This is a genomic window from Paenarthrobacter sp. OM7 (genome assembly GCF_029873575.1).
Classification (GTDB): Bacteria; Actinomycetota; Actinomycetes; order Actinomycetales; family Micrococcaceae; genus Arthrobacter.
Genome location: NZ_CP123579.1, coordinates 2,884,993 through 2,897,969 on the forward strand (window position 1 = coordinate 2,884,993; position 12,977 = coordinate 2,897,969).

The 12,977-nt window shown below is 63.1% G+C and carries 10 protein-coding genes and 1 tRNA gene; 9 read left to right on the forward strand and 2 right to left on the reverse strand.

The window, feature by feature from the left end; translation table 11 throughout:
- Nucleotides 1–2: 2 nt before the first annotated feature.
- Nucleotides 3–1,667, reverse strand: a complete 1,665-nt coding sequence (locus tag QEH68_RS13325) for an arginine--tRNA ligase (protein ID WP_280623094.1) — start codon at nucleotides 1,665–1,667, stop codon at nucleotides 3–5.
- A 217-nt stretch (nucleotides 1,668–1,884) separates the two neighbouring features.
- Here QEH68_RS13325 and QEH68_RS13330 point away from each other — a divergent pair, with 217 nt between their 5' ends.
- The 6 genes from QEH68_RS13330 to QEH68_RS13355 all read left to right on the forward strand — a co-directional run bounded on the left by QEH68_RS13330 (nucleotide 1,885) and on the right by QEH68_RS13355 (nucleotide 6,523).
- Nucleotides 1,885–2,376, forward strand: coding sequence for a hypothetical protein (locus QEH68_RS13330; RefSeq protein ID WP_280623095.1), 492 nt, complete (start codon nucleotides 1,885–1,887; stop codon nucleotides 2,374–2,376).
- 4 nt (nucleotides 2,377–2,380) lie between these two features.
- Nucleotides 2,381–3,253, forward strand: coding sequence for an FAD:protein FMN transferase (locus QEH68_RS13335; RefSeq protein WP_280623096.1), 873 nt, complete (start codon nucleotides 2,381–2,383; stop codon nucleotides 3,251–3,253).
- The gene (locus QEH68_RS13340) at nucleotides 3,250–4,752 is read left to right on the forward strand and encodes an oxidoreductase (RefSeq protein ID WP_280623097.1); all 1,503 of its coding nucleotides are present in this window, start codon (nucleotides 3,250–3,252) and stop codon (nucleotides 4,750–4,752) included. Before QEH68_RS13335 ends, QEH68_RS13340 begins: the two co-directional genes overlap by 4 nt.
- Nucleotides 4,753–4,873: 121 nt before the next feature.
- Nucleotides 4,874–4,946 (forward strand) — tRNA-Arg (locus QEH68_RS13345).
- A 155-nt stretch (nucleotides 4,947–5,101) separates the two neighbouring features.
- Complete coding sequence (locus QEH68_RS13350; RefSeq protein ID WP_242703335.1) at nucleotides 5,102–6,142, forward strand: M4 family metallopeptidase; 1,041 nt, start codon at nucleotides 5,102–5,104, stop codon at nucleotides 6,140–6,142.
- A 78-nt stretch (nucleotides 6,143–6,220) separates the two neighbouring features.
- The gene (locus tag QEH68_RS13355) at nucleotides 6,221–6,523 is read left to right on the forward strand and encodes a protealysin inhibitor emfourin (protein WP_207593918.1); all 303 of its coding nucleotides are present in this window, start codon (nucleotides 6,221–6,223) and stop codon (nucleotides 6,521–6,523) included.
- Nucleotides 6,524–6,552: 29 nt separating this feature from the next.
- Here QEH68_RS13355 and QEH68_RS13360 read toward each other — a convergent pair whose 3' ends face one another.
- Complete coding sequence (locus tag QEH68_RS13360; protein WP_207593919.1) at nucleotides 6,553–7,521, reverse strand: helix-turn-helix domain-containing protein; 969 nt, start codon at nucleotides 7,519–7,521, stop codon at nucleotides 6,553–6,555.
- Between the two features lie 81 nt (nucleotides 7,522–7,602).
- Between QEH68_RS13360 and QEH68_RS13365 the strand changes: the two genes are divergently transcribed.
- From QEH68_RS13365 to hrpA, 3 genes are all read left to right on the forward strand, one after another.
- On the forward strand, nucleotides 7,603–7,773 hold the full coding sequence (locus tag QEH68_RS13365; RefSeq protein WP_198318235.1) for a hypothetical protein: 171 nt from the start codon (nucleotides 7,603–7,605) through the stop codon (nucleotides 7,771–7,773).
- Nucleotides 7,774–7,966: 193 nt separating this feature from the next.
- Nucleotides 7,967–8,959, forward strand: coding sequence for a WYL domain-containing protein (locus QEH68_RS13370; RefSeq protein WP_207593920.1), 993 nt, complete (start codon nucleotides 7,967–7,969; stop codon nucleotides 8,957–8,959).
- 13 nt (nucleotides 8,960–8,972) lie between these two features.
- Entirely contained in the window at nucleotides 8,973–12,926 is a 3,954-nt protein-coding gene (hrpA, locus tag QEH68_RS13375; RefSeq protein ID WP_280623098.1) for an ATP-dependent RNA helicase HrpA, read from the forward strand.
- Nucleotides 12,927–12,977: the final 51 nt, after the last annotated feature.

The following is a 12,977-nucleotide window of genomic DNA, read 5'->3' on the forward strand; positions in this document are numbered from 1 at the left end:
CCCTACATCCGTTCCGGCGCCGAAACGCCCAGCAGTTCGAGTCCGTTGGCAAGTACCTGGCTGGTGGCGTCATTGAGCCACAGGCGCGTGCGGTTCACATCAAGGACGGGATCGTCACCCTGCGGCGACACCCGGCAGGCGTCATACCAGCGGTGGTAGGCTCCGGCAATGACTTCAAGGTGGCGCGCCACACGGTGCGGCTCGCGCAGCTCAGCAGCCTTGGCCACGATGGACGGGTAGCTGCCCAGATAGGACAGCAGCTCGTTTTCCGTGGCATGGTCCAGGAGCGATGCGTCGAATGCATCCACTCCATCAACCTGGCGTTCTACACCGGCTTCGGCAGCGTTGCGTGCCGTGCCGCGGGACCGCGCGTGGGCATACTGCACGTAAAATACCGGGTTCTCGTTGCTGTGCTTCTTCAGCAACTCCGGATCCAGCGTCAGCGGCGAGTCGGCCGGGAAACGGGCCAGGGAGTAGCGCACGGCATCCTTGCCCAGCCAGGAAATAAGGTCCTTGAGCTCAATGATGTTGCCCGCACGCTTGGACAGCTTTGCGCCGTTTACCGAGACCAGTTGGCCGATGAGAACCTCGATGTTGGCCTCGGGATCATCGCCCGCGCAGGCCGCAATGGCCTTCAGGCGGTTGATGTAGCCGTGATGGTCGGCGCCGAGCAGGTAGATCTTCTCAGTGAAACCACGGTCCTTCTTGGAAAGGTAGTAGGCAGCGTCCGCGGCGAAGTAGGTCGGTTCGCCATTGGCGCGGATCATCACGCGGTCTTTGTCGTCACCGAAGTCGGTGGTGCGCAGCCACACGGCACCCCCGTCGTCAAAGACGTGGCCCTGCTCGCGAAGGCGGGCAACAGCGGATTCGATCGCACCGGCGTCGTGCAGTTCCTTCTCCGAGAAGAAGACGTCGAACTCCACGCCGAAGTCCGCCAGGGTCGTTTTGATGTCCGCCATCTGTGCCTCATAGGCAGCCGAACGGATCACAGGGAGGGCGGCCTCGTCCGTCAGTTCCCGGATGCCGGGGTGGGCCTTCAGGACTTCGTCGCCGAGCTCTCGGATGTATTCACCCGGATAGCCGCCCTCAGGGACGCCGCGGCCGTGCAGCCGGGAAAGGACAGAGTTGGCGAAGACATTCATCTGCGAGCCGGCGTCGTTGATGTAGTACTCAGCGGTGACGTTTGCACCGGAGGCGCGCAGGACCCTGGCGATCGCATCGCCCAAGGCTGCCCAACGGGTGTGCCCAATGTGCAACGGTCCTGTGGGGTTCGCGGACACGAATTCCATGTTGACCACGCGTCCCGCGAGCGCCTGGTTGGTGCCGTAGCTGGATCCGGCCTCAACGATGGCCTTTGCCAGGGCACCGGCGGTGGCGGCGTCCACTGTGATGTTCAGGAAGCCGGGACCGGCTATTTCCACCCCTGTGACACCGGGGATGCCCTGGAGGTGGTTGCTGAGGATCCCGGCAAATTCGCGCGGATTCATCCCGGCCTGCTTGGAGAGTTGCAGCGCGATGTTGGTGGCCCAGTCTCCATGATCCCGGTTCTTTGGTCGCTCCACTCGCACGGAATCGGGCACGGCAGATTCCGTCAAGGTAATTTCGCCGGTAGAGACGGCGTCCTTAAGGCAGGCGGATATGGCAGCAGAGAGTTCTTCGGGAGTCACGCATCTAGCCTACCGGGGGCCCGCAAAGTCGCGGAATTGAGGGTCGCTTATGTGGACAATGTGGACACAGCCAACGCACAGGAACGTATATCGGGCGCCACAGACTGAACCATTACGCTGAATTCAACGTTGTGAAGACGTAGGAGGTGGCCTCGTCCGTCATCCCGCGAGTACCAATCCCATGACCATTTCTTGTCCAGTTGAAACGAGCAGAACCATGACTACGCCACTCCGCAAGAGCATTTACTCCGGAATTGCCGGCCTTTCACTCATTGGTGCCGTGGCGGGCTGCGCGCCGTCTGCGCAGTCCCCGTCCGCTGAATCCACGCCGGCTGCCGAAAATGGCGGCCAGGCCAGCACGTCCAGCCCCACCTCTTCCTCTACCGCGTCCGGCTCCACTGCCGCGGGCGCTTCGGTATACAAGGACGGAACCTACAGCGCCGACGGCACGTACACCTCGCCCAATGGCCAGGAGACCGTGGGCGTGGAATTGACGCTTGCCGGTGACAGGGTGTCCGCGGTCAACATCACCACGCACCCTTCGAACCCCAACACCAAGAAGTTCCAAGGCGAGTTCGCCAGCGGCATTTCGGCGCAGATTGTTGGCAAGAACATCGACGAACTCAATGTCTCCAAGGTGGCTGGTTCCTCCTTGACGTCCGGCGGGTTCAACGATGCCGTGAAGCAGATCAAGTCCCAGGCCAAGTAGCACCATGCCGCACGCGGACTGGAGCTCCTTCAGTTTTGACGGCATCGGGACGCGGTGGGAGATTTCGACGCCGGAGGCGCTGGCACCCGCGGTGCGGCACCAACTGCTGGAAACAGTCGGTGACTATGACGCGACGTATTCGCGGTTCAGGCCGGACTCCCTGGTGTCAGGCCTGTCCCGCGAACCCGGCAGGATTACCTTGCCCGGGCATGCCGTAGCCCTCCATGAGGTCTACGCCGCCCTGTATCGGCTCAGCGGGGGCGCCATGACCCCCCTCATCGGCAGCAGTCTGGAAAGGCTTGGCTACGATCCGGGTTACACGTTGGCCCCCTCCGGAGATCCCCTGGCCCCGCCACGCTGGGAAGACGTCCTTGAGTGGACGGATACGGCACTGACCGTCACCGAAGCAGTGGCCCTGGACATTGGGGCTGCAGGGAAGGGGCAGTTGGTGGACCTGCTGGGCGGGATCCTGCAGTCAACCGGCCATTCTGAATTCCTGGTGGATGGGAGCGGCGACATGCTCCATGCGGGCACCCACCCTGTGATGGTCGCCTTGGAACATCCCTATAATCCCGGCCAGGCCATAGGCACTGTTGAGCTCCATAATTCAGCCCTCTGCGCTTCGGCTTCCAACCGGCGCGCCTGGGGCGATGGCCTGCACCACGTCCTGGACGGGACTACAGGCCGGCCCATCCACACCATGGTGGCTACCTGGACCATGGCTGCGAGCGCATTGGTGGCGGATGCGTTGGCCACTGCCTTGTTCATGCTTGAACCGGCCCAGTTGCAGGAGGAGTTCGATTTCTCCTGGCTCAGGGTGTCCTCCAGTGGTGCCGCCACATTTTCGCACCGTTTCGAGGGGAGACTGTTCACATGATTGCCGCTAAGTCCCGCGTAGACACCTGGTTGGGCCGCTTCACGATGTACCGCTTGATTCTGTGGGTGCTGGGTGCGCTCGTGGCCTACAGCATGCTCCTCAACATTCTGGGCTGGCTGACGTTCGGCCTCCCCGAGATGCTGGTGCATCTGGCGCTCTGCCTGACGGTAACGTACGCGTCCAACCGACTGCTGGCGTTGATCTTCCGCCTCCAGCCGCACACGGAGTCCTCCCTGATTACGGGATTGCTGCTCTATTTCCTGTTCTGGCCCGCCTTCGGAGTCACTGACATGACAGGCGTGGCTCTGGCCTGCGTGGTGGCCAGCGTCTCCAAATATGCGCTGGCCTTCCGTGGGCGTCACATCTTTAATCCGGCCGCGGCCGGGGCGTTCGTCACTGGCCTGACCGGGTTGAACATCGCCACGTGGTGGGCTGCGACCCCGGCAATGCTGTGGCTCCTGGTTCCCGGCGTGCTGGTTGTTCTGTACCGCACGCGAAAAATGTTGATGGCGACAGTCTTCCTGGTGGTGGCTGCCGGCATCATCACCCTGGAGCTCCTGAGCCGCAGCATGAGCTTCGGACAGGCACTATGGCAGTCTTTGGCACAGAGGCCTCTGCTGTTTTTCGTGGGCTTCATGCTCTCGGAGCCGCTCACCCTCCCTCCCCGCCGCTGGCAGCAGTTGGCGCTTGCCGGTGTGGTGGGTGTTGTGTTTGCGGTTCCATATAACTTCGGCTTCGTTGCCAACTCCCCCGAACTCGCTTTGTTGCTGGGCAACCTCCTGGCCTTCTTCCTGGGCCAGCGTGGCGGGGTGGAACTGACGTTCAAAGGTTCGCGTGCCCTGACCCCGGGCAGCACGGAGTTCAGGTTTGAGCCACAGCGCCCGGTGCGGTTTGCTGCAGGCCAGTACATGGAGCTCAACCTGCCGCACCGGGCTTCCGACGGCAAGGGCCGCCGGCGGGTCTTCAGTATCACCAGCGCCCCGGGCGCCCCGGAAGTGACCTTTGGAGTTGGCACGGCCGAGCCGCTGTCCACGGCAAAGAAGGCGTTGCTGGCTTTGAAACCCGGCGACAAACTCTCTGCCACGGCCGTAGGCGGGGACTTTGTTCTACCGCACGACGCCGGAAAACCGGTCCTGCTGATCGCTGCAGGAATCGGCATTACGCCGTTCCTCTCGCACCTGTCCGCTGACGCCGAGCCCCGCGACACCGTGGTGATGTACCTCGCCAAAGGTCGCGATGAGTTGGCCGGCGTGGAGCAGCTGGAAGCCTCCGGGGCCAGGGTGATCGCCAGGCTGGCGGACGGTTCCGCTCCCCCGGCGTTCATGGTCGACGCCGGTGCCGCCAGAATCGACGCGGAACGCCTCAAGGAGTTGGTCCCCGACATTGCCGATCGCGAAGTTTTCGTTTCCGGCTCACCAGCGAGCGTTGATTCGCTGCGTGCCGCTGCCCGCACTGCAGGGGCGCGCCGTATCCACGTCGATTCGTTCGCCGGGTACTGATGCGAAGGGCCGGTCCGGTGGTCCAGTGCGGGGATTGCCGCCGGTGGGTCGGGTTTTCATTTGCGGCGCAGTGACTGCTAAGCTCTAGGACGTCCCACCGGCAACGGAGGGAACCCTGGATGCCCTCGTAGCTCAGGGGATAGAGCGTCTGCCTCCGGAGCAGAAGGCCGTAGGTTCGAATCCTATCGAGGGCACAACGAATACCCCGCCAGTGAACTGGCGGGGTATTTTTGTGTTCCGGTGCCGGCTATCAGTTCGGGGCTTGCCGGACGTTCACCGCGATATTGTCGGAGCCTGCTTTTAGGCTGAATCCAGTTGGTCTTTCCGATAGCCAAAGGGGTTTGCCGTGATGTGTTCGATCGTTCCTCCGTACATGCTTCGCAGGATTGCCGCCCAGAGCGAGCCACGGCTGCGGGCCGTGGCCAGGGCAGCAAAGGAGTCGCTGCTGCACATCAAAGACCTGCAGGCCATCCGCACAGCGCCCATCCCTGCGGCGCCGCCCAGTGCCCGCCAGGCAAAGCCGGGCCCGCCCAAGCGGACTATTTTCGATGCCGAATCCACGGAGACCTTGCCCGGCCGTGTTGTCCGTAAGGAAGGCGCCGGGCCTGTCGGGGACATGGCGGCGGATGAGGCCTACGACGGCCTTGGCAGCACACACCGCCTGTATGGGGAAATCTTCGGCAGGGACTCCATCGATGATGCGGGCCTCGCCCTCGATGCCACTGTCCACTACGGAAAGCTCTACGACAACGCCTTTTGGGACGGATCGCAAATGGTCTTTGGCGATGGCGACGGCCAGATCTTCCAACGCTTCACCAAGTCCGTCAGTGTCATCGGCCACGAACTCGCCCACGGGGTGACCCAATACACGGCCAATCTTGCCTACCGGAACCAGGCCGGTGCACTCAACGAGTCCATGTCTGACGTCTTCGGTGTCCTCGTGGAGCAGTACCTGAAGCAGGAGACTGCGTCGAAAGCCAGCTGGCTCATCGGTGAGGGTCTCTTCACGGACCAGGTCCAAGGCGCTGCCCTGCGCTCCATGAAGGCGCCGGGCACCGCTTACGACGACGACGTCCTCGGCAAGGATCCCCAGCCGGACTCCATGGACACTTACGTGCGCACCAGCGCGGACAACGGTGGGGTGCACATCAACTCCGGCATCCCCAACAAGGCTTTCTACGTGGTGGCCTCGGAACTCGGTGGCAATGCGTGGGAGGCGCCCGGCCAGATTTGGTACGGTACATTGACCAGCGGCTCCCTCCCCGCGACCTGCACTTTTGGAAAGTTCGCGAAGACCACCGTGGCCACCGCCGGGGAACTTTTCGGATCCGGTTCCGCGGAGCATGACGCCGTCCTCAAGGCGTGGGAGACTGTGAAGGTCAAGGTTTAGTCGGTCGGCGGACCGGACAGCTTGGTGCGGTCCCGCTGGCTGGCTGACGAGGAAACGTCGAACGAGAAGCAGCCGGCCATGAAGATCACCGTCCAACGCAGTGGGGGAATTGCAGCGATGACGCGCGTCTGGAGCGTGGACGCAGTCTCCCCCGATGACAAGGAACGGTGGGTTCCCATGGTTGAGGCTTGCCCATGGGAGGAAGCCAAGAGCCAGTCACGGGCGGCAAACCAACCGGACAGGTTCATGTACTCCATCAGGGCAGGCCAACGCCGGGCCACCCTCCCGGACCGCGCCGTCACCGGGCCTTGGCAGGAACTGGTGGAATGTGCCAAAGCCGAGGGCTCTGAGTCCCGCGGCCGGCTGGGAGGCAGACGCTGACAGCCAAGGGCGTAGAACGCAGCGCGTCCCTAAATAGCCTCCGCCAACTGCCCACGGAAAGCACGGCGATAACTCTGCGGGCTGGTATCCAGCACCTTGGTGAAATGGTGGCGGAGCAGCACAGAATGTCCGAACCCCGCTTCCCTGGCAATTTCGTCGATGTTCAGCTCTGTGGTCTCCAGGAGTTCCTGGGCCCTGAGCACCCGCTGCGAGTTCAGCCAGGCAGCCGGAGTAGTTCCCGTCTCTGCCCTGAAGCGGCGGGCGAAGGTCCTCGGTGACATGTGGAGGCGGGCCGCCAACTCGTTCACGCTGTGTTCCTCGTCGAGGTGCTCAACCATCCACCGGAGGAGTTCCTCCATGGGCGCGGATCCGCATCGCGGCATGGGCCGGTCAATGAACTGGGCCTGGCCGCCATCGCGGTGCGGCGGAACCACCATGTCCCGGGCAATGGCGGCAGCTACGTTGGCTCCCAACTCGACCCGAACCAAGTGGAGGCAGGCGTCGATGCCGGCCGCCGTGCCTGCGCTGGTGATGATGGTTCCATCCTGCACATAAAGGACGTTCTCGTCCACGATGGCCCCGGGGTATCGGCTGGACAGATCCTGTGAATAGTGCCAATGCGTGGTGCACCGACGCCCTTCCAGCAATCCAGCACGGGCCAGGGCGTAGGCCCCGGAGCAGATGGACATCACCCATGCGCCCCGTGCGTGGGCTGCCCGCAGAGCGTCCAGGACCGATTCGGGGACGTCCCGGTCCCGGCCGAACGGCGCCATGATAACGAGGTCCGCATCGGCGGCTGCTTCCAAGCCCAGGTTGACGTGGAGGGACAGCCCGGACTTCATGCGGATATCCCCCGGCTCCGGCGCGCATACCCGGAAGTCGAAGGCCGGAACTCCGACGCCCCGATCCGATCTGTCAATGCCGAAAACTTCGAAAGCCGTGCCAAATTCGAAGATCGAGAAGTCGGGAACAACGATCACCGCCACTGATTTCAACATATCTCCAGTGTGGCAGAAAATTATCTAAATGGGGCATTTCTGCCACTGTTTCTTGACCTTCCACAGGAGCAGGCTGGAGGCATGGAAATCTTCGGAATCATCCTCTTCATAGTCCTCATCACCGCCGTCGCGGCCACTGTTTCAGCCTTGCTGAAGGATGGCCGCGGCCATAACCCGCCCATCCAGTCCAAGGAGCCCTGGAGCGCTTTCGACGCTCCCAGCACCCCGTACTGGAACCCCCGCATCTACTAGGACATGCAGGCTCACTGCACACCTTCGTCAAAACCAACCCCACCAGCCAACGCCGGCAACCCACATTGTCCACCCGACGCCCGCCCGTTCACGGAATTTTGCGCAGATTCCCCGAACGGCGGGCGTCTTTCTGCCTGCCACAGGTAGTGGAACCGTCGTCCGTGCCGAAGCGACATGGACTAGATTCACTTGCATGATCCAAACCTCTGCCCGCCTCCTCCAGCTGTTGTCACTGTTGCAGGTGCGCCGGGAATGGACAGGTCCGGCTCTGGCGGACCGCATGGGCGTCACCGAACGGACCGTGCGCCGCGATGTCGACAAGCTCCGTAACCTGGGATACCCCATCCATGCGTCCCCGGGGATCGCAGGCGGTTACCAACTGGGGGCCGGTGCGCAGCTGCCGCCCCTGCTGCTGGACGACAACGAAGCCCTGGCAGTTGCACTGGGGTTGAACTCCGTAGCTGCGGGACCCGTCGCCGGCATTGGCGAGGCCTCCGTTCGTGCCCTGGCAAAACTGGAACAAGTATTGCCTTCCCGGCTGCGCCCGAAGTTCGCCATGCTGAAAGCAGCAGTCACCACCCTTCCCAGCAACGCGGCCACGGTTGACCCGCAACAGCTGACGGTGGTTTCAGCCGCGATATCGGACAGGCGCCAGATCTCTTTTGATTACGTCAAGTCCGACGGTGAATCGGCACGCCGCCTCGTGGAACCCTACCGGCTGGTGGACACCGGCCGTCGTTGGTACCTGGTCGCCTGGGATGTGGAACGGGACGACTGGCGGACCTTCCGCGCGGATCGTTTTGCTTCCCTGCCGTCCGAACGCAAAAAGTACCTGCCCCGCCCCTTGCCTGCCGAAGACCTTGCAGCCTACGTGCAGCAGTCCATCACCCGTTCCCCCTACAGGTTCGACGTCGTGGTGCGGCTCCGCGCGCCGCTCGCGGAGGTGGCCGCCGTCGTCAGTTCACAGTACGCGACGCTGGCCGCTGACGGTCCGGCAGCGACCATCCTCCGTTCCGGGTGGGACAACCTTGCTGCACCGGCCGCTTACCTTGCCGCACTGGACATGGACTTCGAGATCCTGGAACCGGAGGAGTTCAGGTCATTCGCCCGCCATCTCTCCCACCGGCTCACCGCGGCGGCGGGGACTGTGACGGACACAGCGGACGGGGAACCGCGGCCACAGTAGACTGGCAGCAGCCATGACACTTCATATTTCCTACCCCGCTGAGCTGCCCGTATCCGAGCGCCGCGAGGATCTGATGGCGGCCATTGCCGCAAACCAGGTGACCATCATCGCCGGCGAGACCGGTTCCGGTAAGACCACCCAGATCCCCAAGATGTGCCTCGAACTTGGCCTTGGAGACAAGGGCCTGATCGGGCATACCCAGCCGCGCCGCCTGGCAGCCCGTACTGTCGCAGAACGCATTGCCTCGGAACTGGACGTTGAGATCGGCCAGGAGGTGGGCTTCCAGGTCCGCTTCACCGGTGAGGTCAGTGCGTCAACCAAGATCAAGCTGATGACCGACGGCATCCTCCTCGCGGAGATCCAAAGGGACAAGCTGCTGCGCAAATACAGCACCATCATCATCGACGAAGCCCATGAGCGCAGCCTCAACATCGACTTCATCCTGGGTTACATCAAGCGCATCCTCCCCCAGCGCCCGGACCTCAAGATCATCATCACCTCGGCCACCATCGATCCCCAGCGCTTTGCCAAGCACTTCGGGAGTGAGGAAGCCCCAGCGCCCATCATTGAAGTTTCCGGCCGGACGTATCCGGTGGAGATCCGCTACCGGCCGCTGTCCCAGCCTGCCGGTGGGGATGAGGACACCTCTGACGATGAACTCGAAGAAGACCGGGATCCCCTGGATGCGGTGTGCGACGCAGTGGACGAGCTCGCCAAGGAAGCTCCCGGCGACATCCTGATCTTCTTCTCCGGTGAACGCGAAATCCGCGACGCCGCCGAGGCCATTAACGGCCGCATCCAGAGCAACCGCCGCCTCGCCGGGACCGAAGTACTGCCGCTTTTTGCGCGGCTGAGCCTGCAGGAGCAGCACCGGGTCTTCAATCCGGGGGGCAAACGGCGCATCATCCTGGCTACCAACGTTGCTGAGACGTCGCTGACCGTCCCGGGCATCAAGTACGTGATCGACACCGGCACCGCACGTATTTCGCGCTACTCCCACCGGACCAAAGTCCAGCGCCTGCCGATCGAGCGCGTCTCCCAAGCGTCGGCCAACCAACGCTCAGGCCGTTGCGGGCGCGTGTCCGAAGGCATCGCCATCCGTTTGTACTCAGAGGAGGACTTTGAGTCGCGTCCGCTGTTTACGGACCCGGAAATCCTTCGAACCAACCTCGCCGCGGTCATCCTTCAGATGACCGCCATGGGCGTTGCCCGCAGTCCCAAGGACGTGGAGAACTTCCCCTTTGTGGAGCCACCGGATTCCAGGGCAATCAACGACGGCGTGACGCTCCTGCGCGAACTCGGTGCCTTGAGTTCGCCCAAGTCAGGAGACGCAGGAGCCGGTGGCCGCGGCGGCAGCGGCCTCACCGCCGTGGGACAGAAACTGGCCCAACTGCCCGTTGATCCCCGGCTTGGCCGCATGATCGTTGAGGCAGGCAAGCGTGGCTGCGTCCGCGAAGTCATGATCCTGGCCGCTGCGCTCACCATCCAGGACCCCCGCGAAAGGCCGACGGACAAGCAGCAGCTGGCCTCGGAAAAGCACGCACGCTTCCGCGATGAGATCTCGGATTTTACGGGCTTCCTCAACCTGTGGAACTACATCCAGGAAAAGCAACGCGAGCTGTCCTCCACCCAGTTCCGCAAGCTCTGCCGCAACGAGTTCATCAACTATCTGCGGGTCCGCGAGTGGCAGGACCTCTTCACCCAGCTCCGGCAGCTGGCCAAGCCACTGGGCATCGCGCTGGACAACAAGCGTGAAGCCGATCCTGTGGGCAACTACGAGGGCATCCACATCAGCCTGCTCTCGGGGTTGCTGAGCCACATTGGGCTCCTCGATGAGCGCAAGCGCGAATACGCCGGTGCGCGTGGCAGCCGCTTCGCCATCTTCCCCGGTTCGGCCTTGTTCAAGAAGTCTCCGGCTTTTGTCATGGCAGCGGAACTGGTGGAAACCAGCCGCCTGTGGGCCAGGGTCGCCGCCAAGTTCGATCCCCTGTGGGCTGAACAGGTAGCTCCCGACCTGGTGAAGCGGTCCTACAGCGAACCTCACTGGTCCTCACGGCAAGGCGCCGTCATGGCCCACGAGAAGGTCACCCTTTACGGCGTCCCGATCATTCCCAACCGCAGGGTCAACTACGGACGGGTTGATCCGGAGCTCTCCCGCGAACTGTTTATCCGGCACGCGCTGGTGGAGGGCGAGTGGAAGACCCATCACAAGTTCTTCCACCGCAACCGTGCCCTGCTCCAGGAAATCGAAGAGCTCGAGACCCGCATGCGGCGCCGCGACATCCTGGTGGACGACCAAACGCTCTTCGAGTTCTACGACGCACGCGTGGGCAAGGAAGTGGTCTCCGAGAGGCACTTTGATAAGTGGTGGAAGGACGCCCGTCAGGCCGATCCCACGCTGTTGGACTTCGACCAATCCCTGCTGATGAGCGAAGATGCAGATGGCTTGGACGACTCCGCCTATCCGAAGACCTGGGTGCACAAGGGCTTCGAGCTCCCCTTGAGCTACGAGTTCCATCCCGTGGCGCCAGGGTCGGCGCCCGACCCATCGGACGGCGTCACTGCCGAGGTTCCCGTGTTGTTCCTCAACCAGCTGGACGACGCCCCGTTCCGTTGGCAGATTCCGGGCCAGCGGGTAGAGCTTGTCACTGCCCTGATCAAGTCGCTGCCCAAACAGGTGCGGAAGAACTTCGTCCCGGCCCCGGATGTGGCCCGGCAGGCAACCGCGGCACTGGAAACGGACTTCGACCCCGCAACCGATGAGCTGGAGCCTTCCTTGGAACTGGTGCTCCGCCGGCTCCGCGGACACGTCATACCGCCCGGTTCCTGGAACTGGAATGCCGTACCGCCGCACCTGCGCGTGAGTTTCAAGGTGGTGGACAGCAAGGGCAAAATCCTGGACGAAGGCAAGGACCTCGCTGAACTCCAGGAAAAGCTTGCCCCCGCCACTCGCCGCGCCATCGCCGAATCGCTCGGCGCCACCCCAGCCACCACGGCACCGGCCAAGGCCGGTAAGGGAGCGGGAGCCTCTGCCCTGGTGAACGGTCAAGGGGCTGCGGCCAAGGCTTCGTCCACCGGCAATCCCGACGGCGTAGTAGCCGAACGCAGCGGAATCACTGAGTGGGACTTCGGCACCGTGGAACGGCAGGTAACACGTACCGTCAAGGGCCACGCCGTCACCGGCTTCCCGGCGGTGGTCGATGAAGGCAAGTCCGTGGCCCTTCGGGTCTTCCAGACCAAGGCCGAACAGGAGGCCGCCATGCGTGGCGGCGTCATCAGGCTTCTGGCACTGCGGATTCCGCCTCCTGACCGCTACGTGCTGGAGCATCTCAGCAATATGGAAAAGCTGACCTTCAGCCAGAATCCGCACGGATCTGTCAGTGCCCTGATCGCGGACTGCGCCCTGGCCGCCATCGACAAACTGACGCCCCAGGACCTGCCGTGGGACAGGAAGTCCTTCGATGCGTTGTATGAAGTAGTCCGTGCGGAATTGATCGACACCGTGTTTACGGTGACTGCCGTCGTCGAACGCGTTCTGGCAAGTACGCGGCGCATCCAAAAGGCGCTGAAGTCCAACGCCAGCCTGCCGCTGATCAGCGCCCTCAACGACATGAAGTCCCAGCTGGAGCAGTTGGTCTTTCCTGGCTTTGTGGCACAGACGGGCTACGCACAGCTCAGCCAGTTGCCGCGATACTTGCAGGCGATCGAAAAGCGGCTCGAAAAGCTCCCCGGCAACGTGCAGCGGGACAGCTTGAACATGGCGATCGTGCAAGCGCTGGAGGATGACTATGACGATGCGGTGTCCGCCCTTCTGCCCGGACGACGCGCAGGCACTGAGTTAACCCGGGTGCGCTGGATGATCGAAGAACTGCGGGTCAGCCTCTTCGCCGTAGAACTCGGAACCGCCTACTCAGTCTCGGAGAAACGCATCCGTACGGTGCTGAACCAGGCGCTCGCCCCGGCCTAGCATCGGTCAAAAACCCGGCGGCGCTGATTCAGCACCGCCGGGTTAACTTTG

What these genes read in the sequence shown, in the direction of transcription:
- QEH68_RS13330 (WP_280623095.1), top strand. Translation starts at nt 1,885, where the DNA reads ATGACTACGCCACTCCGCAAGAGCATTTACTCCGGAATTGCCGGCCTT.
- QEH68_RS13335 (WP_280623096.1), top strand. Translation starts at nt 2,381, where the DNA reads ATGCCGCACGCGGACTGGAGCTCCTTCAGTTTTGACGGCATCGGGACG.
- QEH68_RS13340 (WP_280623097.1), top strand. Translation starts at nt 3,250, where the DNA reads ATGATTGCCGCTAAGTCCCGCGTAGACACCTGGTTGGGCCGCTTCACG.
- QEH68_RS13350 (WP_242703335.1), top strand. Translation starts at nt 5,102, where the DNA reads ATGTGTTCGATCGTTCCTCCGTACATGCTTCGCAGGATTGCCGCCCAG.
- QEH68_RS13355 (WP_207593918.1), top strand. Translation starts at nt 6,221, where the DNA reads ATGAAGATCACCGTCCAACGCAGTGGGGGAATTGCAGCGATGACGCGC.
- QEH68_RS13360 (WP_207593919.1), bottom strand. Translation starts at nt 7,521, where the DNA reads ATGTTGAAATCAGTGGCGGTGATCGTTGTTCCCGACTTCTCGATCTTC.
- QEH68_RS13365 (WP_198318235.1), top strand. Translation starts at nt 7,603, where the DNA reads ATGGAAATCTTCGGAATCATCCTCTTCATAGTCCTCATCACCGCCGTC.
- QEH68_RS13370 (WP_207593920.1), top strand. Translation starts at nt 7,967, where the DNA reads ATGATCCAAACCTCTGCCCGCCTCCTCCAGCTGTTGTCACTGTTGCAG.
- hrpA (WP_280623098.1), top strand. Translation starts at nt 8,973, where the DNA reads ATGACACTTCATATTTCCTACCCCGCTGAGCTGCCCGTATCCGAGCGC.